Genomic DNA, 22,544 nt, shown 5'->3' with positions numbered 1-22,544 from the left:
AAATGGGGAAGCCATTCAAACTGGAGATTTATTAATAGAATTAACAAAATAAAAAAATGCTGCAGCTATAGCTGCAGCATTTTTTTATTTTAATGGATCGTAACAGGGGGGCTTGGAACCTTTTTTTCCTCAGCAGCCTTTATCGCTTCAAGAGCCATTGCATTTTTCTTGCTGCGTGAAGTTAAAAGGATGAAATAACTTAATACCCCAAATAGACAAGAGATAAAGAATGCGTGCGCAAGCGCAATATATAAATTGAGCCGAGTAATAATAACTAATGCGCCTGCAAACACCTGAAGTGTGACAAGGATGAAAGAAATAATCCATCCCCAATAAATGACCTTTTGGTTCTTGTAATGCTTTACTGCTAAATATGTAATATAGGCAATCCATATAAATATAATCCCTGCAGCAGCTCGATGCCCCATTTGCACCCACTCATGCATATTTCCAGGAAGTGCAAATGAACTATTAATGCATAACGGCCAATCCCGGCATACTAAGCTCGCATTTACATGTCTGACGAGAGCTCCTGTATAAACTACGATATAGCTATAGATTGAAACTCCAATGATATGTCTTTTCATTCGTTTATCGAGGATGACCTTTTCCGCTTCAAATTTTTTGTCTACTTCAAATATTAGGAGGGTAAGTAACAATACGGTAGCAAATGAAATAAGAGAGATACCGAAATGAAGCGCAAGAACAAAGTCTGATTGTCCCCAAATGACAGCTGCAGCTCCTATTAACCCCTGTAATAATAGAAAAAAGAATGAAGTGAATGATAAAAACTTCGTTTCTCGAATATGACCGATAGCCTTCCATGTCCATACAGAAAGGAGTAAGACCATTAAACCTACTGTACCTGAAACTACTCGATGAGCAAGCTCAATAATTAATTCAGATGTAATATTAGTAGGGACCAATTCACCATTGCAAAGTGGCCATGATCTTCCGCAGCCCATTCCTGAGTCAGTTTTTGTAACAAGCGCTCCCCCCAACAATATGAGAAGCATCCCTATTGTCGTTAATACGGCGAGCCATTTCAATGATCGTTGCAAAGTTTTTCACCTTCTTCTAAAAGATTCGCTCAATATAATAGAAAACAATTAATAATTATGTCATTGAATAAGTATATCGTACCCATCATATCGAATTTAAAATGAAATGAACAGAAATAGTAGACGCTTTTTCAGATTCTACTGGAAATAATTTAGATATTCAATATTTTTGTTATTTTTTCACTGTAATTATAGTATTTAGGGTTGAAAGTTTTTACAGAGTTTGCTAGAAATAGAATGGAGGTCGAAAAACGTATAAAAATGAACGAGATATACCTGATTCTATGTAACTCCAAGTGGAACTTGCCGGACATCGATAAACCCTTTTATAATTATGGCAGAAAAACAACATTTCTTTAAGTGAAAAAATACGCTGACACAAAAAATTCACAATTTATTCGAAAAATGTTCACAAAAATTGATGAAAGTGTGATTTAATATACAGAAGAAGGTCTGTTTTTCTACATAAAAATTTTACAATGTTTTTACGTTATCTATAGTGAAAAAGTATTGTACACATAATTTATTAGGATGTACCCCTCGTTTTTTATTGCAAATATAGCAAAGTAAGCTCTAATGCTTTATAGTAGTTGTAGTGAATAATGGCGTATTTGTGATAAGAGATAAAGGAGGAAATAAAATCATGTCTAATACGAGGGCTGTCATTGATGGAGGCATCGACAACAATGATCAAGGCCTAGATAATAAAGTGCCAAAAACTACTGCTTGGAAGGATTTTCTTTCACTTATTAAGATTGGAATTGTTAATTCAAACTTAATTACGACTTTTACAGGTTTATGGCTTGCACTGCATTTTTCATCAAAGAGTTTTTTTGGTAATTTAGATCTCGTGTTTTATACATTAATTGGATCAGGACTAATTATAGCTGGTGCATGTGCTCTAAATAACTACATAGACCGTGATATTGATCCTTTAATGGAAAGAACGAAGAAAAGACCAACTGTAACCGGCAATGTAAATCCAACTAGAGTTGCAGCATTAAGCTTCCTATTAATTATCGCAGGAACTATTTTCTTAATGATGACAACGATTACAGCTGTAGTCATCGGGCTGGTTGGAGTTTTTAGCTATATTGTACCTTATACAATCTGGTCAAAAAGAAGGTATGTATCTAATACTGTTATTGGCAGTTTCTCTGGAGCAGTCCCTCCATTAATTGGTTGGGCAGCTGTGGACTCAAATTTAGATACTATGGCTTGGATACTATTTTTAATTATGTTCTTCTGGCAGCCGCCTCATTTTTATGCACTTGCAATGAGACGGGTAGAAGAATATCGGACAGCTGGTGTCCCGATGCTTCCTGTAATAAAAGGATTAAAAACAACGAAGCGTCATATTTATATTTGGATTGCTGCATTACTGCCGCTCCCGTTTTTTCTTCCTGATTTAGGAATGCCTTTCATAATCCTTGCTACATTATTAAATGTTGGATGGATTGCAGCAGGGATTTATGCTAGAAAATTTAAAGATGATATTAAATGGGCTACGATAATGTTTGTATACTCTCTACAATATCTGACTATCATGTTTGTAGCTATGGTAATAATCACACTTTTATAAAAAAGTTAGGAGCGAAGAAAAATTTATTTGATTTTTTTAATCATTAGCTCGTCTTCGCTTCTCTTTTTATTGTAAAATGAATAATTGTTTTAATTTAATAATAATTTCTAGTAATAAGTTACATACTAAAATGTCAAAAACAACTTTTGTTAGGAATTCTTTCTTTTCCTAAGTATTGAAAGAATTTATTCATAATTTTTTTGAATTAAAAAATTCAAACTAAATTTTAAAGAAAGAGGGGATTGATTAGCTTATGAAAAGGCTTGCGAAATGGCGTCTAGCATCATTGCTTGCACTTCTGACGCTCGTGCTTTCTGCTTGCAGTGGTCAACCATATTTATCTGCACTACAGCCTGCGGGTGCAGTAGCAAAAAAACAATACGATTTAATGGTATTTAGTACGATTATTATGATTGCTGTAATCGCAGTTGTTGCGGTGATTTTCATTATTGTATTAGTGAGATTCCGCCGTAAAGATGACAAAATTCCTAAACAAGTTGAAGGAAACCATGCAATGGAAATCATTTGGACAGTTATTCCGATATTATTAGTCCTTGTCCTAGCGGTACCTACAGTATCTGCTGTTTTTGATTTTGCTGATGTTGATGCAATGGAGAAGAAGAATGAAGATGGTTCCTCTGATGCTCTTGTTGTCAATGTACGTGCAAATTTATACTGGTGGGAATTTGAATATCCAAATGAAAAAATAGTAACAGGTCAAGAACTTATTGTTCCGACTGATGAAAAGGTTTACTTTAATTTAATTGCTTCAGATGTAAAACATTCATTTTGGATTCCGGCAGCTGGCGGAAAGATGGATAACAACACTGAAAACGTAAATAAATTCTGGTTAGAATTTGATAGTAAAAAGGCAGATCCAGATAAATTATTTCAAGGACGATGTGCAGAGCTTTGCGGACCTTCACATGCTTTGATGGATTTTAAAGTAAAAGCTCTTCCGCGTGCAGAGTTCGATCAGTGGGTTACGGATATGCAAAATATAACGGAACCACAGCAAGCAACGACAGATTTAGCTCAGCAAGGTCAAGAAATCTTTAATCAGAGCTGTATTGGCTGTCATGCTGTAACTCCTTCAAATGGCACACCTGCTGATGCTCGTATGGCACCAAATTTAACAAACTTTGGTGATCGTAATATTATTGCAGGATACTTAGAACATAATGAAGAAAACTTAAAAAATTGGTTATCAGATCCAGAAACATATAAGCCAGGAAATAAAATGACTGGGACTTATGGTGAATTAACACCTGAACAACTTGATGCTTTAACTGCATACTTAATGGGGTTAAAAGTTCAAGGTGAATAGGGATATGTTTATAAAGGAGGTAAAATTGTGAGTACCAATGCTCAGAAAAGAGGATTTGGGGCAACGTTATGGGACTATTTAACAACAGTAGACCATAAGAAAATTGCACACCTATATCTTATAGCTGGCGGATTATTCTTCTTAATTGGTGGTCTTGAAGCATTATTTATCCGAATTCAGCTATTAAAACCTAATAATGATTTTGTAAGTGCAGGTCTTTTTAATGAACTGCTGACAATGCACGGTACAACAATGATTTTCTTGGCTGCAATGCCGCTTGTATTCGCCATTATGAATGCTGTTATGCCATTGCAAATTGGCGCACGTGACGTTGCGTTTCCATTTCTAAATTCATTAGGATTTTGGCTTTTCCTTTTTGGAGGGTTGTTTCTAAATCTTTCATGGTTTTTAGACGCAGCTCCAAACGCTGGGTGGACGTCATATGCTTCACTTTCGATAGCACAAACAGGTCATGGAATCGATTTCTATGCTCTTGGTTTACAGATCGCAGGGTTAGGAACCTTAATTGGCGGGATTAACTTCCTTGTTACGATCATTAATATGCGCGCACCTGGTATGACATATATGCGTATGCCAATGTTTACATGGACTACATTCGTAGTATCTGCACTGATTTTATTCGCATTTCCTCCATTAACTGTTGGTCTATTCTTGATGACTTTTGACCGTATGTTTGGTGCGAACTTCTTCGATGCAGCAATGGGAGGAAATACAATTATTTGGGAGCACTTTTTCTGGATTTTTGGTCACCCAGAAGTGTATATTTTAATTTTGCCAGCTTTCGGTATTTTCTCTGAGATTTTTGCGATTTTCTCTAGAAAGCGCCTTTTTGGTTATTCATCTATGGTATTTGCGACAGTTCTTATCGGTTTCTTAGGATTCATGGTTTGGGCTCACCATATGTTTACAACAGGCTTAGGACCAATAGCTAATGCGATTTTTGCAGTGGCGACAATGGCAATCGCTGTACCAACAGGTATTAAGATTTTTAACTGGTTATTTACCATGTGGGGCGGTAGTATTCGATTCACAACTCCAATGCTTTGGGCAGTTGCCTTTATCCCATCCTTCTTAATGGGGGGAGTTACAGGGGTTATGCTAGGCTCTGCTGCACAGGATTACCAGTATCATGATACGTATTTCGTTGTAGCTCACTTTCACTATGTAATTGTCGGTGGAGTAGTGTTTGCCTTATTTGCTGGAGCACATTTATATTGGCCAAAAATGTTTGGTACGATGTTAAATGAAGTTTTAGGTAAGATTACTTTCGTACTATTCTTTGTTGGTTTCCATATGACATTCTTTATTCAACATTTCTTGGGACTATGGGGAATGCCGCGTCGAGTATTCACTTACCTTCCAGGTCAGGGATTTGAGACATCAAACGTAGTAAGTTCGATCGGTGCTTTCTTAATGGCAGCCGGTGTGATTGTCTTATTGATCAACGTTATTATTACTAGCGTGAAAAATGAAAAGGTTGGAAATGATCCATGGGGAGACGGACGTACTCTTGAGTGGGCATTATCATCACCACCACCATATTATAATTTCAAGCAGCTTCCACTTGTTCGTGGTCTAGATGCATACTGGATTGAAAAAATGGAAGGTAAAAAAGGAATGACTCCAGCTGAACCGCTTGGGGATATTCACATGCCTAATAATTCCTTTATTCCATTCTTAATCTCTTTAGGTCTTTTCATCGCTGCATTTGGTGCGATGTATCATGGAGATGAGGGAAACACTTGGGGAATTCCAGTGCTGATTTTTGGTCTTCTGTTTACATTAGGTTCAATGTTTGTACGGTCAATCAAGGATGATCATGGCTATCATATTCCTAAAGAGGAATTAATTGATGACAATGATAAGGGGGTTAAGGCATAATGCATGTAGAAGAAAAAATGACAGTTGAAACTTGGCCTGCTGCGCCTGAAAAACAAACCCTCGATGCAAAAAATAAATTCTTAGGTTTTTGGTTATTCTTAGGGGGAGAGACGGTTCTTTTCGCCTCTCTCTTTGCGACATATCTAGCATTAAAAGATTCGGTGCCTAGAAGTGACATGCCATTAGCGAAAGATCTTTTTGAGATCCCGCTTGTATTCGCAATGACAATGATCCTTTTAACAAGCTCTTTGACAAGTGTGTATGCGATGTACCATATGAAAAATTTCAACTTTAAGAAAATGCAAGTTTGGCTAGGCATTACAGTTATTCTCGGCTTAGCTTTCTTAGGTCTTGAAATTTATGAGTTTAACCATTATGTGCACGAATTTGGACATACTTTTACTAGCAGTGCTTTTGGTTCAGCATTCTATACGCTTGTAGGCTTTCATGGTGCACACGTTGCATTTGGCCTGCTATGGATAACTACTTTAATTATCCGTAATAGCAAGCGTGGATTAAATCTATATAATGCACCTAAGTATTATGTTGCAAGCCTTTACTGGCACTTTATCGATGTTGTATGGGTATTTATTTTTACAGTAGTATATTTAATGGGAATGGTGGGATAACTGATGGCAAATGAACAATTAAACTCAGGCAACCCTCGTGTAGACATTGAATATCGCCGTAAAAAGAATGCGGAAGAAATGAAACATCAAGTAATCACGTTCGCCTTAATGATTTTCTTAACGCTTATTGCTTTTGTAGCGGTAGCGTATGAAGGATTTACTGGATGGTTTATTGTTCCGTTTATCTTACTACTTGCTGTTGTTCAAGTGATCTTTCAATTATTTTATTTCATGCATATGAGTCATGAGGGGCACGAAGCACCTAAGCTATTTATGTATACCGGTGTTTTGATCGCGTTTGTAACAATTCTTTGCTATACAACAATTATTTGGTGGTAAAGATATTAGAAATCGGCTTTTTAGCCGGTTTCTTTTTGTATAGGGCGAATATTCCCAATAGTAAAAATGATTGTTGGAGATTTTTGTGTTTAGGCGTATAATATTGGTGTATCTTTTGGAAAAGAGGTGATAATGAAGTGTCTATTTCAATATTTGGTTTCCGAGCATTATGGAGTCCGATCTTCTTCATCGTATTAATGCTTGTTTTAATCGGTTATTTCCTTGTTACAGTGAAATTTAGGGATAAATTTTCGCAAAGTGAGCCATTAACAAAGGGACAGGCAGTTAATTTTTCACTAGCGATCATTCTTTTATATATCGTTAAAGGTTCACCTATTGATCTAATGGGGCATCTTATGTTTTATGCACATATGACTCAAATGGCTATTCTCTGTTTAATTATTCCTCAATTAGTCATTCTTGGGATTCCGCCATGGATATGGCGAACGCTTCAAAATAAAAACTCTTTCAAAAAGGTGTTTTTTATTTTTACAAACCCTGTCATTGCATTGATCTTGTTTAATGGTATCTTTTCTGTCTACCATATTCCATTAATTTTCGATTTCATCAAAACGAATATGTGGCTCCATGCAGGGTATACATCCATCTTATTTATATTAGGGATCTTTTTTTGGTGGCCGCTCATAAACCGATTAGATAATCAGCATACGTTAAGTGGGTTAAAAAAGGTTGGGTATATATTTGCTGGGGGTGCATTGCTATTACCCGCTTGCGGTTTAATTATATTTGCAGATGTTCCGCTCTATGCAACTTATTCTGATCCGAATGCATGGGCGAAGGCGTTGGAACTTTGTGTACCAGGTGCAACTCTTGCAGGATTAACATTAAGTGGACCAGAAGTGTTTAGTTCAATGTCATTAATTTATGATCAGCAGCTTGGCGGAATTATAATGAAGATTATCCAAGAAATTGTATATGGCTTTGTATTAGCAAGAGTTTTCTTTAGCTGGTATAAAAAAGAGCAGGAAGAAACAGAGGTCGAAAAACAGCATAGATTAAACCCGCAGCCAATTGAGTAAATAAAACCCCATCTCTCTTTTTGATGGGGTTTTACTATAGTAATCTAATTTGGTCTATATAAAATATCACATTTTTTAAAGGGATTTTGAACAATTTCAGAACTTTTTCAAATAGATGCCTTAATTAATGACAAGATGCGGTATACTTATATACGGCAACTAGTTAATAGTTGGGTCTTTATATGAGTTTAAAAAAGTTATTAATTTCATTGAGAGGGAGACGTATGAATTATTCATTGCCGATTTTACCTACTATAAGTACTACTTTCATTGTTCTTAGCGCAATTTTTGTTGCGATTGGCTGGGGGCAAATAAGAAAACGGAAGATAATCGCACATAAAAGGTCAATGACGCTCGCGGGAATATGTGCAACTATTTTCTTTATTATTTATATGAGCAGAACCGTTTTTATCGGGAATACTGCCTTTGGCGGTCCTGAAAATATCAAAATTTATTATACAATATTCTTAATTTTTCATGTGACATTAGCTACTACTGGTGCTGTATTTGGGCTAATATCACTGATAAGCGGTTATAAAAATAAATTAACCGTCCATCGCAAGCTTGGTCCAATCACAAGTATCATTTGGTTTTTTACAGCTATTACCGGTGTAGTCGTATATCTTCTTTTATATGTATTTTACCATGGGGGTGAAACGACCTCTACAATTAAAGCGATCTTAGGTTCATAGGTAATAGAAAAGACGCATCTAATTATGCGTCTTTTTCTTTTTATTGTGCAAACTTTTCGATTTCAGCATTTAAATCATTTAGTATTTTTTCGCATTGGCTAACAAGTGTCTTCGGATACGTTTCATCTGCTCCATATTCAACACCATGAGGATAATAATGTTTTCCTAAAGCTGGTGTCATTAATTGGATGACAGCTTTATCTGCACCTACATCTCCTTCAACTGCATAGCCGAATACGCGTAAATAATATATGCCCTCTTTTAATTGGAATTTACGGTCGTATGTAACTCTTTCATAATCCCATTGACCTGCACGAACAAGTCCATAAGTTAACATTAATTCATCTAACCGGATTAAGTCGGCTTTCTTTTTTTCAAGACCCGTATTTTCAAACTGCATGTTTGTCCCTCCTAAAAACGATCCTTTAATAGCTGTTTACAGCATATTAGGTGAAATTTAACAAGTTTTATCCCAAATCTAATAATAGTTCAAAAATAGAGAAGATGCAACGGATTCATTAAATAATCAGTTTAATCATGGTTTGATTTCAAGAAATTGTAACGAATTTCATAATAAGTTGAGCAATTTTATTTCATTTGGAAAAGATAAGTAGGGATCGATAGAAAGGAGTTTATGGATGAGGATAAAATTAAAGGCTTTATTCCTTCTTTTCTTCTATTTTTCATTAAGTGCTACTGTAAATGCCCAATCAAGCTACATCGTAATGGAGGGGGATACGCTTTGGGAAATTGCGAAGCATCATCAAATTAGTTTAGAACGGATTATACGAAGTAATCAACAACTACAAAACCCAAATTTAATTTATCCAGGTCAAGTCATTATCATTCCGGGTAATGTGTGGAAGGATAGAGATGAAAAAACATTAAATAAGGAAGAGGAAAAGCTTGCCGATATTTTGAACAATAAGAGACTTCAGCTTGGCATGAAGGCATTGACGATTGATGATTCCTTAACAAATGCAGCAAAGTTAAAATCAGCAGATATGATTGAGAAGAAATATCTCTCTCATTATTCGCCTACCTATGGGAGTCCATCTAGTATGTTAAAAGTGTTGAATATTTCTTTTAAAAATGTAAACGAAAGTATTGGAGCAGGTTATCAATCTCCTGAGCAAGTTTTAGATTCTTGGTTACATTCAAGTGCAAACCGTGAGACTATATTAAATGATCGTGCATCAAAAATGGGGATTGGCTATATACAGGGGGGGATTTATGGTCATTATTGGACAGTTTTGATTGTAGAAAATTAAGAACGCATATTTCACTGTTAACTAATAGTTGCTAATCTAGAACACCTAAAGGGTGTTCTTTGTGCATTTTTCTAAAAAAAGCAAGTAGCATCGGAATTTTCAGTACGTTTAACTAAAATGAATAGGAATAATGATATACTTACTAGTGGAAAAGAATATATAATAATAACAAATAATAGAAAGGAGGAAATCCTTCTGCGTAATCTTGTTCGGATACTCGTGCTAATTTCTGGTTTATTAGCAGTTGTATTTTTATTTAATACGAATATCAGCCAAAGAGAAGAGATATTGATTAATGAAGAAGGTCAACAGCCGAAAGTGGACCAATCCTTGGATGAGGTTATTTCTCCGCTAGATTCTTCGAATTTAGAAATACCTCAAGAGAGCTTGATCAATATGCTAGGTAAATCAAGCAAGGAATTGATTCATATTCTTGGAGAGCCCGAGAGAAAAGATCCAACATTTTATGGCTACGACTGGTGGATATATAAAATGAATGTACATTCCTATGTCCAGATAGGTGTTGATAAAGAAAAGGTCGTAACCATTTATGCAACGGGTTCTAATGTACAAATCCCTCCTTTCAAGATTGGGCAGTCGATTGCAGATATATATCACTTAACAACAATAGAGGCAAACATTGGTCTAGATTACGAAGATAGTTCCTATATGTTTGAACTATCTGAAGATGATATGAACACCCGTCCACTAATCAAGTTAGGGGATGCTTTTGTACAACTGTATATTGATAAATTTACAGGAACCCTATCAAGTATCCGAATGTTAAATGCAGAGACATTAATCAAGCAAAGACCTTATGAAATGGTGTATCGAGGCGAACTTCTTGAGGTAACTCCACCAGCAAATGTGATCGAGGAGGAAGTTGAAAAAGGCAATGAAAAACAAATATTTGACATTACAAATATTTTTCGAAATCGTCATGAACTAGAGCCTTTAGAATGGGATGAGCAAACAGCTGAGGTAGCCTTTTCACATAGTAAAGATATGTTTGAAACAAACGATTTTTCCCATACATCTAAGAAATATGGCGAATTGTCAGACCGGCTTGATGCCGCTAATATTTATTACCAAACAGCCGGAGAAAATATAGCTGCTAATTATCTGGACGCTCCAGCCGTTGTTGAAGGCTGGTTAAATAGTAAGGGTCATCGAGAAAGTTTACTAAATGAACAGTTTACCCACTTAGGCGTTGGTGTTTATAAAAAGTATTACACACAAAATTTTATTGAAAAATGGTCTGAATAGCAATTATTTATTATTTCATTTTAAAAAAGAGCTTGATATCAAGCTCTTTTTACAATCCTGCTCACTTGAAAATAATCTCCTTTCCAATTTCCAAATACGTGTACATAGTCTCCTTTTTTTACATCAGGTATTGTTACACCCTTCTCAATAGGGATGACTTTTCTTACTACCCATCTTCTTTGTTCCATTTGAATGGATAGTTCTAAAATATATACAAAACGATAATATGAAAAGCGTTGCTTAGAGCCGGTTACTTCTTTAATTTCACCATATATAATTGCTTCTTCAGGAACAATTTTTAGATCAACCCATTCTTGCATACTCGTGCGCATTTCTTTCTTTGCAACCCAGTAAAAATAAAGGCAAATAATAGGAATGACTATGGCTGTTACCACTTTTAACCACCACCCGAAGAAAGAGCATTATTTTTTCTTGATAATAAAAAAGCTTCCAGTTGCTTGTGCAATTTTTTTTCCGTCAGATCGGTGGACATCTGCTGATAAAACCATATTCTTTGTACCTTTATGGTCGATACATGCCTTGCATTGCAAAAAGTCTCCCTTTCCAACAGCTAAATAATGAATATTTAATTGGGTTGTTACTGCTCCATACCCTTCTGGGAGAATCGAATTAGCCAATGTACCCATTGCTGAATCAATAATTGTTGCAGTGATGCCCCCATGAACAATCCCTAAAGTATTATTTAAAAGGGGGGAGAGAGGAACGGTTAAATGACATACTTTTTCATCCATAGTTCGTTCCATATGAAGCAAACCGCCAATATAGGAGCTGTTTATATTTTTTTGTTTTTTATTGAAGCCTTGTAATAAGTTATTAAGTACCTCAAGTTCTTCTGTAGTAGCCTGTTCCATACTTTGTTCTAATAGTTCCCTAAGTTGTTCTTTCATTTTGTATTCACCTTTCAACAATATATCCGTATTTTTAATATTATCATTAATAGATTCATTTTACATTTATCTTTTCACCATTTATTTTGTTATACATAAAGTATAGTAGGTAATTGTAACAGTTAGAGGTGAATAGGGAATGGCGAATAAAAAACTCCATCCTTCTGTTGAACAATTTAAAAAGTTTGTAAAAGCAAATCCGAAAATTATGGAAGAAGTCCGGACGGGTAAAAAAACATTGCAGGAATTATATGAGGACTGGTTTTTATTAGGGGAAGATGACGCTAGATGGGATTCATTGCGCACAGGGGCAAAGGCTAAAACTTCTCAAGAGGAAAAAGGGAAGAAAACAGATTGGCTCGGAACGATCATGGGGACAATCAAAAATGTTGATCCGAATGAAATGCAAGGCTATGTTAATAATCTTAGTAAAGCATTAGCAGCAGTACAAGGTGTTATTTCTCAATTTCAAGGTGGAGGAACTGTTAACCCGAAAGTGACCGAAACAAAACAAAGCAATCCGTTTGTTTTTAAAAAGGATTAGTAAAGGAGAATGAAGATGAGGCAGGATATTGCAAATTATGTGAGTAAAAATAAACAGCTGCAAAGTTTTATGAGGGAACAACCAATTTGGTACAGAAAACTTTCACGGAATCCTCAAGATATTCAAGCACTGGAGGTAGCTGCATTAAATTATTACAAAAATACCATTCCACATAAAGTTGAGAAGTTTTCAAATGGTGTACAAATGGCTTCAATGATGATGGGAATGTTTCAAGCGATGAATTCACAATCATAAAGGAAGTTCTCTTTGGGAGAGAGCTTCTTTTATTTTGTTTGTGCCCCTCAAATGGATAAAGAGTAAAATGTGTTTTCTAGGCACACAATAACTACATAAGAAAATCTATTAGCTGTTTATTCATTTAGCGTACGAAATGAAGGAGTGAGAATGAATGAGAATGTTTATTTTTGTATATATTGTTTGTTTGTTAATGGCGGTTTCTGGATGCAAGAGAGATCTTCCAGAACCAGAAACAAAAAATTATGGTCAACCTATCAGTATGCATACTGTTTCTTTAGATACTCCCGTGTTTAAAACCTCATTAAAAAGCAATGAACCATTCTTTGTAAAGCATAAAATTGATGGGAAAAATGTGTTGATTGAATGTATCGTTCAAGGAATTACCTTTAGGGAAACGGATGGTAATAATAAAGGTAAAATTATTTTATATGTGGACGGGAAAAAGATGGAAGAGATTTCTTCAGCTGCTTTTATAGTTAAAGGCTTATCCAACGGAATGCATCGTTTAAAATTAGAGGTCGTTACAGAGAACGGTTCGTCCATACTAATGGAAAAGGAATTTAATGTTACGATTCGATAACTTTTACGTTTTCTCTGTTTCATGATAAAATATGAAGCGGAGGTGAGCTTTATTTTGCTTGCTACAATTGAAGGAATAGAGATTTTAGATCAAGCTGAACAATTAGCAGCTATGATTAGTCAGTCAGAGGAAGCGGAAAACTACCGCCAATGTTTATATAGATTAAAAAATAATAAAGAAACACAGGCTAAAATAAGAAGCTTCGTGAAGATGAAGGAGCATTATGAAGACGTTCAGCGCTTTGGCAAATATCATCCCGATTATAAAAATGTAATGAGATCGGTTAGAGAATTAAAAAGAGAAATGGATTTGGATGTAAATGTCGCTGAATTTAGAAAAGCAGAGAATGATCTTCAAGCGATATTAGATGAAGTGAGTGTAATAATCGGTTACTCTGTCTCTAAACAAATAAAAGTTCCAACAGGAAATCCGTTTTTCGACAGCACATCTAGCTGTGGTGGCGGATGTGGATCTGGAGGAAGCTGTGGTTGTTCATAAATGTCGGACAGCATGGAGTTTATCCATGCTGTTTTTTCATCGAATAGAAGCTTCTCACGAGTTGATCTATGTAAAGCTTTAACATATTCACATATAGTGATTTCATAATTTTCTGATGAGTATTTTCAGTAGACCATTGAAATAAATAGATTTTTTATGCTAGACTGTTAAAAAAGAATTACTCTTTGAAGGGGAAGAAATTATGCTCGGTCAACGGCAAGGAATTATCGTCTGGCTATATACATTAAAACAGGCGAAAATGTTAAGACGGTTCGGAAATGTTCATTACGTGTCAAAACGGTTAAAATATGTAGTATTATATTGTGATATGGATGAAACGGAAGAATTAATAACGAAAATTAGTTCGTATTCATTTGTAAAAAAAGTCGAACCATCTTACAAACCATTTCTAAGAATGGAATTTGAGAATTCTAAGCCTGATAAGGCAAAAGAATATGATTATAAAATGGGAATATAAAAAGTTGAGGGCGATCCCCTCAACTTTTTATATTATTCCGCAAAATTATTGCAGGGGAGGAATATAGTGGTTTAATCTTAGAATTCCGATAACATACTGATAAAATAATTCTTTTTCCGCAAAACTTGTGGAAGGTTTGATGTCCAGCTGGATAATTTCCTTTTGCAGTTCCTCTGCAGCCTGAACAAAGAGATCAAAGCGTTTATTTGGTGTAACTTTAGGATTAGGAATGCCCTCTCTGCAAATGTACAATGGCTGAAAGTTGCCAGGGTCTGTTGGCTTTAAGACAACAACGAGGGATGTAACCTCTTTATTTTTAATAGAAGTATGAAAAGCCATCAAATGGCTAAGCCGGGATCGATTAGCTTTTGCAATCTCAATTAATTCATATATATCAGAATAGCCCTCACCAATTTCAATAAACCGTTGTATCAAGTCAAAATGCCTCCTCTATATCTATATCGAAAAAATACTTTGTCCCTACTTTATCACTTTCTTTGTGAAAATTGAAGCCTTCCTAGATGTGAGCCAATGGAAAAAATTTGCGAACTTTTTATAACAAAATGAGACAAACTCTACTAATTTATTTTAAATTTTGTGTGACTGATGTCGAAGGATTTGATATTGTAAATGTAAAGGATATATAGGTTAGGGGAATACAAATGTGGAGAACAACTAGTTTATTATTTGTGGCTCTAACAATAGCCATTGGAGGAATGCTATCCATGCAATGGAAGGCATACTCAAAGCAAGATAGTCATATAGTGGATCATTTTGAAAAAGCAATACAAGTGCTTACTATACAATCAAGTGGAAAAGACTTACTTATATCCCAGCGTATAACAGGACTTTCAAAAGAGAAAGAATATAAAGTCATAATTCCAAATCAACTTTTTCATTGGACATGTGTAAAAGACAATGGAGATTTATGTGAATCAAAGGATGAAGATCCGCAGACATTTTTACCTGATGATAGTACGCTCGTATTTCAATACACGATTCCGATACAAAAAGAGGATGCTTCTTTTTTTCTAAGTGAATGGACAACAAAAATTCCGGAAGTCATGATAAAAACGACAAATATAGAAGTAATTGACACGTTTAGGAGGAAGGGTACCTGGGTTGCAGGAGCCCCTTTAAAGGGATTAAAAGAGTTAGATTTAATAGATTATTACTTATTTACTGGGGTAGGAGATGCCCCTTCCTTGTATTGGCAGCCATCATCTCTTCATAAAGACCAAGAAAGTAATCAAATTGCTTATTATAGTGAACAGCTAGGAGAGAAGAATGGGTTACAATTTGAAGAATTGGAGAACTTAAAAGGTTTCCCGTTTTTATCAGTTGTTTTTACTGATCAGTTCATTGAGCAAAGCAGTAAAGGCATATTAATTACTTCTCCGAACTTGAAAGAAGAAGATTTAAAGCGAAAGCTCATTAATCAATACTATGAAACAAAATTTAAAGAAATGCTCAATGAAGATAAATGGCTATTGGATGTTTTTACTTCTTATACAGCAAAGCTTGAGCCTGAAACAGAGAAAGGAATGGCCATCCTTAAGGAATTACATAAGAAGTTGTCTGCTGAAGAGATGAGGAAGTTATTTAACCGTGTAAATAATGAATCCGCTGATATTACTGCTGCAAAGCTTGATGGATTTATCTATGATTTAAAAGGGCTACAAACCCGATTTTTCTCATTAAATAAAAGTGAACCTCGATCGTTTTCACCTTTTTACTATTATGATTCAAGAAAGATCATCATAAATGAAAAAGAAAAAAGCGAAATTGAAGCCATTTATAAAGAAAATTCGCTACTTTACCCATTTTTAGAGACTCTAACAGGGTTGGGGTTTGAGGTTACGATGCTCCCAGATGATGATGCAATACTAGTAATTAAGGATAATAACAGCTATCGTTTCTACTTGAATCGAAATATTTTTATTTACAACGAAGAAGATTATGGATTATTAGAAAACCCATTAACAAATTTAAATGGAAAATACTATATAAGTAAGCAATGGCTGCAGCAGTTATTTAAAGTTTCAATTGATGAAGGTGAAAAGGGCATTAGAATATCTTTGTAAAAAAGAAAACCCTGCAGAAATTTCTGCAGGGTCCTTCTATATCCTATTCTAGGATAGAAGGCAAAGGGAGAGGAGAAACCGGAGGAAGAACTTATGGGGAAACGTAAGTCTTCTCCGCGGTTGGCAACAACATCCTCGAATAGATGCTGTTACTCACATTATTTCCATAATGAAAACGTATATACACAAGAATCAGATATTTTTCCTAGCGTTCAAATGTTTTCTATTCAAATCATTTGTGATAGGATAGGAAGGAAAAAATGATTAATGGAATGATGTGTGTGGTGATAAGATGCGTGTAATCTCAGGAACCCGTAAAGGGAAAATATTAAAAGCTGTACCCGGCAGTTCAACTAGACCAACAACAGATAAGGTAAAAGAAGCGATTTTCAATATCATTGGCCCATACTTTGATGGGGGATTAGGGCTTGATTTATTCGCAGGTAGCGGTGGCCTGGGGATTGAAGCTTTAAGTAGAGGTGCAGAAAAGGTTATTTTTGTGGATAGGGATGGGAAGGCAATTCAGACTATTCACGAAAATGTGAAAACATGCGAACTTGAAGATTTTGCAGAAATCTTTCGTAATGATGCCGAGAGAGCTCTTAAGGCTGTAATAAAAAGGGAACTAAGCTTCCAATTTATTTTTTTGGATCCACCCTACAAAAAGCAACAGCTAGTAAAGCTTCTTGAGTGGATAGAAAGGGCGCAGCTGCTTAGTCTGAATGGCACAATCATTTGTGAGCATAGTTCTGATATTCAGCTACCAGAAACTGTTGGAAATTTATGTGTTCAAAAACATGAAAAATATGGAATAATTGCGATTACTATCTATGAATTAACAAAATGACAAGTCAGGTTATTATATAAATGAGGGGGATTTATATGGGGGCTATTGCTGTTTGCCCTGGAAGCTTTGATCCAATTACATATGGACATTTAGATATTATTAAAAGAGGAGCAAAGGTTTTTGATCAGCTGAATGTAGTTGTATTAAATAATTCTGCTAAGCATCCGCTCTTTTCTGTTAACGAGAGAATTGAATTAATCAAGGAAGTAACAAAAGATATTCCAAATGTCAAAGTAGATTCCTTTCAAGGATTGCTTGTTGACTATGCAAAAAGCGTTCATGCGAGTGCAATCATCCGAGGACTTCGAGCTGTTTCAGATTTTGAATATGAAATGCAGATTACTTCGATGAATCGGGTATTAAATGACGAAATTGAGACATTCTTTATTATGACAAATAATCAGTTTTCGTTTTTAAGCTCCAGTATCGTAAAGGAAGTTGCTAAGTATAATGGAAAGATTTCAGAGCTTGTTCCTTATGCAGTCGAAATGGCTCTAAAAGAAAAATTTGAAGGGAAACGATAACGAGCACTATATGTGCTCGTTAGTCTTTAAGAATGCATTAAGAATACTTTAAGAAGGGGTCCTTAATCTTTTAGCCAAAAGAAAAACATATATGGTTAATGCACAAATGGTAATGATAGGTCCTGTTTCCACAATAAATGTATACCATTTTTGCATCCAGGAGCCTTCATCAAAGATTCCAACTGGGATCGCATTTGATGGCTGCTCAGTATTGTAAAAACGTTCGAATACTGGGTTCCAAAGGATGGCGGCATAAATGGCTGCAAAAATACCGTGAAAAATACGGGCGAAAAAAAACGGTTTGAAGTCAATATCCGTCTGTGCGAGTATACTGGCAACCTGTGCTTGAACACTAAAGCCGCTAAAAGCTAAAATAAAGCTCGTGATCACAGCTTGCTGCATGAAAGTTGCCTCCTGCACCTGACTGGTCATTTGGCTCCCAAGAGTAATTTCAAAGATTCCTGAGATAAAAGGAATACTTAATTCAATTGGCAGATGAAGTGCGGATAGTATATACTCTAGTGCTTTTGCTAGCAGCCCGGTAATCCCAACATGAAAAAGGAGTTTATTTAAGACCGAAAAGAGGATAATGAATCCTCCAATCATCAGTAAGGTTTTTATTGAAGACATGACTGCGTCTCCAAGAAGCTTGCCGATCGGTCGGTTATCATTGATTCTTGTTCGATGTAGGGCTGAAAAAGCTACTCTTAAGGATGGCTTTCTTTTTTTTTCGTTTTTGGTTTCTTCCTGTTTTCTGCCGTAAAATCTCATAAGTAGTCCAACGGAAAAATTTCCTAGATAATGTGCCAATGCTAAAATAATTCCAAGTTGTGCGTTATGGAAAAAGCCAACAGAAACCGCACCAAATATAAACAGAGGATTTGAACAGTTTGTAAAAGAAACAAGACGTTCTGCTTCAGTCTTGGTCAACTGGCCTTCTTGTCTGAGTCTCGCTGTTAATTTTGCACCGGCAGGATAGCCGCTGGCCATACCCATCGCCCATGCAAAGCCGCCAACACCAGGAACTCTAAATAATGGCCTCATAAGCGGTTCTAGAAGAACGCCAATAAATTTTACAACCCCAAAGCCGATGAGCATCTCGGATACGATAAAAAATGGCAAAAGCGAGGGGAAGACAATTTCCCACCACATATTTAGCCCTCTTATAGACGCATCGACAGATTCTTGAGGAAATGAGATAAGCGAAATCGCCATCAAGGTAACAGTTAATGCAAGGATGATTGTTTTTAATTTAGAACGAAACACGGGCTTAATCCTCCCTCAAAAGGTGAACTTACGATGAAATAGATTTTATGGAAAAAAGCTACTATAATAAGAGTGAAACTCAAGCAGTGGAAGGTTCTTTATTCCCCACTGTTTGTTAGTTGAACCAATTGGGTATTACGGGCTGTCAGATTCCTGCACCTAGAATGTATCTTTCCTTCAACTTCTTGAACTAGGGGGATACAGCCCGTTAATCAATCTGTTTAAAAAATAGCCGGTCATACTTGTCCTCATATAATTCAATATACTCATAGAATGAAAAAAAAGACCATAAGATTGAACATGGTCGTTGAATTGCGTATATAAAGGGGGAGATTCTTTTGCAGCGACCGAAGATTGGTTTGGCACTGGGCTCAGGCGGGGCGAGGGGATTTGCTCATTTAGGGGCAATTAAAGTGTTGAAGGATGAAGGAATCCCGATAGATTTAATTGCTGGAAGCAGTATGGGTGCAATGGTTGGCTGTTTTTATGGTGCCGGATTAGATATTAATCGCTTATATAAATTATCGAAAGCTTTTAAAAGAAAATATTATTTAGACTTTACAATTCCTCGAATGGGTTTTATTGCAGGAACAAAGGTTAAAGAACTGATTCGTATTTTTACACATGGAAAAATGCTTGAACAACTGGATATTCCTGTTCAAGTAGTTGCAACAGATTTAATGACAGGTGAAAAGGTTATCTTTGATAAAGGGCCAATTGCCGATGCAGTACGAGCAAGTATTTCTATTCCTGGAATTTTCGTTCCAGAGAAATTAAATGGGCGTTTACTAGTAGATGGGGCGGTAGTGGATAGGGTTCCTGTTTCCGTCGTGAAGGAAATGGGTGCTGATATTGTTATTGCAATAGATGTTTCCCAAGTGAAAACAAATACTGAGATCACTTCGATTTATGACGTCATCATGCAAAGTCTGGATATTATGCAGATGGAGTTAGTTAATTATAGAGCGGTTGATTCAGATATAATGATTCGTCCGAGTGTTGAAATGTATAGTTCAAGAGCATTTACTAATATTGATGATATTATCCTTATTGGGGAACAAGAGACAAGGAAGCAAATAAATTCAATAAAGAAACTAATTAAAGAGTGGAAGGAGCAACAGGCGTAAATGAGAAGTAAATACTTTATGCGTTCCTTCATAATCGCAGCAATTATTATCCTAATAAGTTCATTTTATTACCTTCCCTTCTACGTTTCAAAGCCAGGAATGGCTAAGGAACTTGAACCGATTATTGAAGTTGAGAATGGATTTGATGAACAAGGAAGTTTTATGCTAACTACTGTGAGGATGGGAAGAGCAAATATTTATTCGTATGCTATTGCAAAGCTTAGTAAGTATCAAGAGGTTTTTCCAGTAAGGGCTATTCGAAATAAAAATGAGACAGACAAGGAATATAATGTTCGTCAGCTTCATTTGATGGCTACATCAAAATTAGCAGCTATTGAGACTGCGTATAAAAAAGCGGGTATACCTATTGATTATGACTATCATGGTGTTTTTGTCCTAAATGTGATGCAGGGGATGCCTGCGGAAGGAAAATTAGAAGCAGGTGACCGGATTTTTAAGGTTGACGGGAATGAATTCGAGTCTTCAGATCAATTTATACAGTACGTATCTGGGAAAAGTGAAGGAGATGAAGTCATTTTTTCGATTGATCGAAATGAGGAAATTAAAGAGGTGAAAATCCCTTTAATGCGATTGAAAGAAACAGGGAAGGTAGGAGTCGGGATCACGCTTGTAGACGATAAGGAAGTTATCGTTGACCCAAATGTGACAATTAATAGTGAGGACATTGGCGGGCCATCAGCAGGTTTCATGTTCTCATTGGAAATTTATAATCAATTAACTGAGGAGGATTTGACGAGAGGATATCCTATTGCCGGTACTGGTACGATCGATTTAAATGGAAATGTGGGCCCGATAGGTGGAATTGAGCAAAAAATTATTGCTGCAGATAAAGCGGGGGCAGAGATCTTTTTTGCTCCGAATGAAAAAGGTGCTTCCGATTCCAACTATAGAGCAGCTGTAAAAACTGCAAAAGATATAAAAACAAAAATGAAAATTATTCCTGTTGATACATTTGATGAGGCAGTATCGTATCTTATGAATTTAAAAGCAAAATAGCGGAGCCATGTCCGCTATTTTGCTACTATAATTGGTGGCTGCTTGAATTCAGATTCAAGCAGTTTTTTTTGATTGCTTTTAGGTGCAGCCATAGCATAAATTCTTGAAGCTTTAATATCAAGTAAAAGCTGGCTATGCTTTGTAGCTGAAGCTTTGGAGATTAACGGAAGAGAAAAATCAGTTTTATATTTATTTAAATATTCTCTACCAGTGGTTGTCATTCCTAAAAGCCTTAGGTAAGAAGCTTTATCTTCCTTCATGAACATTTCTTCTTTCGTTGTATTCGTAAGGATATGGACACAGGTTCGTTGCAGCCTTGTCCATGTATATCGTTTAGTTTTAAGTTTTTCCATAAATTGTTGGAAGCTTTCAGATTGAAGGACAGAGGAAAGGATTCGATACTCAAGCCCTTCTTCTACTTCATAAATATTTTTTAACTGTTCAGGATTCATCTGAATAAGCCGAAACTTTAAATATGGCCAATAAAGCTCCCAGTCATGAAAAAGACCGTATTGCTCCTTATACTCTAAAAGGCCATTATAAGTTGAATCAGGTACGTATTGCCGAACGGACTCAGGATGTCCATCTTTTGAGAAAAGAGCTTTTCTAATGCTTGTTGCACTTGCAATCGTGTCAGATGCAAAGTGGGGATCGTGGTAATTTGCGTTTTTTCTGGTAACAGTAAATATTTTTAAGGGTGCATGCATAGCATTAGCTGCCTTTATGTATTGGTAGCCTAAGATATTATTAGGTTTTGACAAATCAATTAAATCATGATCAGGAGAAAGAGTCTGATAGGCTAATGATGTCGCTTTCGGGTAGCTGTTCCCTTTTTCTATAAAGTATTTTATTTTCTGCTGGTATAATTCGTTGTGAGCCTGTAAAAATGTTATAGTTTTGTAAAAGCTATTTATACTGCCTGATTCGCTGCCAAAACAAAGAGAGTGGCACCCAGCTGCTTCGAGAATAGATACAGCTCCGCTAGCAAACGTATTGGCCTGCTGTGTCGCAAACACATAGGGAAGTTCGAATACAATATCAACGCCAGCCTTCAACGCCATTTCAGTCCTTTTCCATTTCGACACAAGTGCAGGTTCTCCTCGCTGAAGAAAATTTCCGCTCATAACAGCGATAACGACATCAGCATTTGCAGTTTTTCTTGCCTCTTCGATATGAAACGCATGTCCATTATGAAAAGGATTATATTCCACAATTACACCGACAGCATTCATCTTCATTTCTCCTTTTCATTCGTTTAAAATTTGGAAGTCATGAGAAAACTAAGCAAACGAGCTCAAAATAGG

At 35.9% G+C, this 22,544-nt stretch carries 26 protein-coding genes; 19 read left to right on the top strand and 7 right to left on the bottom strand.

The window, feature by feature from the left end; all coding sequences use genetic code 11:
• Positions 1-89: 89 nt before the first annotated feature.
• Positions 90-1,061 (bottom strand): COX15/CtaA family protein, encoded by a 972-nt coding sequence (locus RUH74_RS21875; RefSeq protein WP_313804214.1) that lies wholly within the window; start codon positions 1,059-1,061, stop codon positions 90-92.
• A gap of 643 nt (positions 1,062-1,704) precedes the next feature.
• On the opposite strand from RUH74_RS21875, the gene cyoE reads away from it, so the two are divergent.
• From cyoE to RUH74_RS21840, 7 genes are all read left to right on the top strand, one after another.
• Complete coding sequence (gene cyoE, locus RUH74_RS21870) at positions 1,705-2,643, top strand: heme o synthase (protein ID WP_313804212.1); 939 nt, start codon at positions 1,705-1,707, stop codon at positions 2,641-2,643.
• 253 nt (positions 2,644-2,896) lie between these two features.
• A complete protein-coding gene (gene coxB / locus RUH74_RS21865; protein WP_313804209.1) occupies positions 2,897-3,970 on the top strand; it encodes a cytochrome c oxidase subunit II in 1,074 nt (357 codons plus the stop codon).
• Between the two features lie 27 nt (positions 3,971-3,997).
• Entirely contained in the window at positions 3,998-5,872 is a 1,875-nt protein-coding gene (ctaD, locus tag RUH74_RS21860; protein WP_313804206.1) for a cytochrome c oxidase subunit I, read from the top strand.
• Entirely contained in the window at positions 5,872-6,501 is a 630-nt protein-coding gene (locus tag RUH74_RS21855; RefSeq protein WP_313804203.1) for a cytochrome (ubi)quinol oxidase subunit III, read from the top strand. The genes ctaD and RUH74_RS21855 overlap by 1 nt, the downstream gene beginning before the upstream one ends.
• A 3-nt stretch (positions 6,502-6,504) precedes the next feature.
• A complete protein-coding gene (gene ctaF / locus RUH74_RS21850; protein WP_313804201.1) occupies positions 6,505-6,840 on the top strand; it encodes a cytochrome c oxidase subunit IVB in 336 nt (111 codons plus the stop codon).
• Between the two features lie 137 nt (positions 6,841-6,977).
• Positions 6,978-7,880, top strand: a complete 903-nt coding sequence (gene ctaG, locus RUH74_RS21845; protein WP_313804198.1) for a cytochrome c oxidase assembly factor CtaG — start codon at positions 6,978-6,980, stop codon at positions 7,878-7,880.
• 224 nt (positions 7,881-8,104) lie between these two features.
• A complete protein-coding gene (locus RUH74_RS21840) occupies positions 8,105-8,572 on the top strand; it encodes a DUF420 domain-containing protein (RefSeq protein WP_313804195.1) in 468 nt (155 codons plus the stop codon).
• Positions 8,573-8,612: 40 nt separating this feature from the next.
• Here the strand turns inward: RUH74_RS21840 and RUH74_RS21835 are convergent, their stop codons facing one another.
• Positions 8,613-8,972, bottom strand: a complete 360-nt coding sequence (locus RUH74_RS21835; RefSeq protein WP_313804192.1) for a YugN family protein — start codon at positions 8,970-8,972, stop codon at positions 8,613-8,615.
• A 238-nt stretch (positions 8,973-9,210) separates the two neighbouring features.
• On the opposite strand from RUH74_RS21835, the gene RUH74_RS21830 reads away from it, so the two are divergent.
• Both RUH74_RS21830 and RUH74_RS21825 read left to right on the top strand, forming a co-directional pair.
• A complete protein-coding gene (locus RUH74_RS21830; RefSeq protein WP_313804189.1) occupies positions 9,211-9,843 on the top strand; it encodes a CAP domain-containing protein in 633 nt (210 codons plus the stop codon).
• A gap of 117 nt (positions 9,844-9,960) precedes the next feature.
• Positions 9,961-11,109, top strand: a complete 1,149-nt coding sequence (locus RUH74_RS21825) for a CAP domain-containing protein (protein WP_313804186.1) — start codon at positions 9,961-9,963, stop codon at positions 11,107-11,109.
• A 38-nt stretch (positions 11,110-11,147) separates the two neighbouring features.
• Here RUH74_RS21825 and RUH74_RS21820 read toward each other — a convergent pair whose 3' ends face one another.
• On the bottom strand, positions 11,148-11,504 hold the full coding sequence (locus tag RUH74_RS21820; protein ID WP_313804183.1) for a hypothetical protein: 357 nt from the start codon (positions 11,502-11,504) through the stop codon (positions 11,148-11,150).
• Positions 11,505-11,531: 27 nt separating this feature from the next.
• Positions 11,532-12,017, bottom strand: a complete 486-nt coding sequence (locus RUH74_RS21815) for a PaaI family thioesterase (protein ID WP_313804180.1) — start codon at positions 12,015-12,017, stop codon at positions 11,532-11,534.
• A gap of 139 nt (positions 12,018-12,156) precedes the next feature.
• Between RUH74_RS21815 and RUH74_RS21810 the strand changes: the two genes are divergently transcribed.
• The 5 genes from RUH74_RS21810 (at position 12,157) to RUH74_RS21790 (ending at position 14,375) form a co-directional block, all read left to right on the top strand.
• Positions 12,157-12,561 (top strand): YlbD family protein, encoded by a 405-nt coding sequence (locus RUH74_RS21810; RefSeq protein WP_313804177.1) that lies wholly within the window; start codon positions 12,157-12,159, stop codon positions 12,559-12,561.
• Positions 12,562-12,576: 15 nt separating this feature from the next.
• Entirely contained in the window at positions 12,577-12,816 is a 240-nt protein-coding gene (locus RUH74_RS21805) for a YlbE-like family protein (RefSeq protein ID WP_313804175.1), read from the top strand.
• A gap of 154 nt (positions 12,817-12,970) precedes the next feature.
• Positions 12,971-13,399 (top strand): hypothetical protein, encoded by a 429-nt coding sequence (locus RUH74_RS21800; RefSeq protein WP_313804172.1) that lies wholly within the window; start codon positions 12,971-12,973, stop codon positions 13,397-13,399.
• Positions 13,400-13,453: 54 nt separating this feature from the next.
• Positions 13,454-13,897, top strand: coding sequence for a YlbF/YmcA family competence regulator (locus tag RUH74_RS21795; protein ID WP_313804169.1), 444 nt, complete (start codon positions 13,454-13,456; stop codon positions 13,895-13,897).
• 202 nt (positions 13,898-14,099) lie between these two features.
• Positions 14,100-14,375, top strand: a complete 276-nt coding sequence (locus RUH74_RS21790) for a YlbG family protein (protein ID WP_313804166.1) — start codon at positions 14,100-14,102, stop codon at positions 14,373-14,375.
• Positions 14,376-14,420: 45 nt separating this feature from the next.
• On the opposite strand, the gene RUH74_RS21785 is transcribed toward RUH74_RS21790, so the two are convergent.
• Positions 14,421-14,810 (bottom strand): DUF7147 family protein, encoded by a 390-nt coding sequence (locus tag RUH74_RS21785; RefSeq protein ID WP_313804163.1) that lies wholly within the window; start codon positions 14,808-14,810, stop codon positions 14,421-14,423.
• 227 nt (positions 14,811-15,037) lie between these two features.
• Between RUH74_RS21785 and RUH74_RS21780 the strand changes: the two genes are divergently transcribed.
• The 3 genes from RUH74_RS21780 to coaD all read left to right on the top strand — a co-directional run bounded on the left by RUH74_RS21780 (position 15,038) and on the right by coaD (position 17,830).
• Entirely contained in the window at positions 15,038-16,459 is a 1,422-nt protein-coding gene (locus RUH74_RS21780; protein ID WP_313804160.1) for a stalk domain-containing protein, read from the top strand.
• Positions 16,460-16,751: 292 nt separating this feature from the next.
• Positions 16,752-17,306, top strand: a complete 555-nt coding sequence (rsmD, locus tag RUH74_RS21775; RefSeq protein ID WP_313804157.1) for a 16S rRNA (guanine(966)-N(2))-methyltransferase RsmD — start codon at positions 16,752-16,754, stop codon at positions 17,304-17,306.
• A 35-nt stretch (positions 17,307-17,341) separates the two neighbouring features.
• Positions 17,342-17,830 carry a pantetheine-phosphate adenylyltransferase gene (gene coaD, locus RUH74_RS21770; protein ID WP_313804154.1) on the top strand — a complete coding sequence of 163 codons (489 nt, stop codon included), beginning with the start codon at positions 17,342-17,344 and terminating at the stop codon, positions 17,828-17,830.
• Positions 17,831-17,878: 48 nt separating this feature from the next.
• On the opposite strand, the gene ylbJ is transcribed toward coaD, so the two are convergent.
• The gene (ylbJ, locus tag RUH74_RS21765) at positions 17,879-19,096 is read right to left on the bottom strand and encodes a sporulation integral membrane protein YlbJ (protein WP_313804151.1); all 1,218 of its coding nucleotides are present in this window, start codon (positions 19,094-19,096) and stop codon (positions 17,879-17,881) included.
• A gap of 338 nt (positions 19,097-19,434) precedes the next feature.
• On the opposite strand from ylbJ, the gene RUH74_RS21760 reads away from it, so the two are divergent.
• Both RUH74_RS21760 and RUH74_RS21755 read left to right on the top strand, forming a co-directional pair.
• Positions 19,435-20,223, top strand: coding sequence for a patatin-like phospholipase family protein (locus tag RUH74_RS21760; protein ID WP_313804148.1), 789 nt, complete (start codon positions 19,435-19,437; stop codon positions 20,221-20,223).
• The gene (locus tag RUH74_RS21755) at positions 20,224-21,240 is read left to right on the top strand and encodes a SepM family pheromone-processing serine protease (protein WP_313804145.1); all 1,017 of its coding nucleotides are present in this window, start codon (positions 20,224-20,226) and stop codon (positions 21,238-21,240) included.
• A gap of 14 nt (positions 21,241-21,254) precedes the next feature.
• Here RUH74_RS21755 and RUH74_RS21750 read toward each other — a convergent pair whose 3' ends face one another.
• On the bottom strand, positions 21,255-22,472 hold the full coding sequence (locus tag RUH74_RS21750; protein ID WP_313804142.1) for a nucleotidyltransferase: 1,218 nt from the start codon (positions 22,470-22,472) through the stop codon (positions 21,255-21,257).
• Positions 22,473-22,544: the final 72 nt, after the last annotated feature.

The sequence above is a fragment of the Cytobacillus sp. genome (genome assembly GCF_032154635.1).
Lineage (GTDB): Bacteria > Bacillota > Bacilli > Bacillales > Cytobacillaceae > Cytobacillus.
Note: the sequence above shows the minus strand (reverse complement) of the source record. Positions and strands in the feature narration are given on the sequence as shown.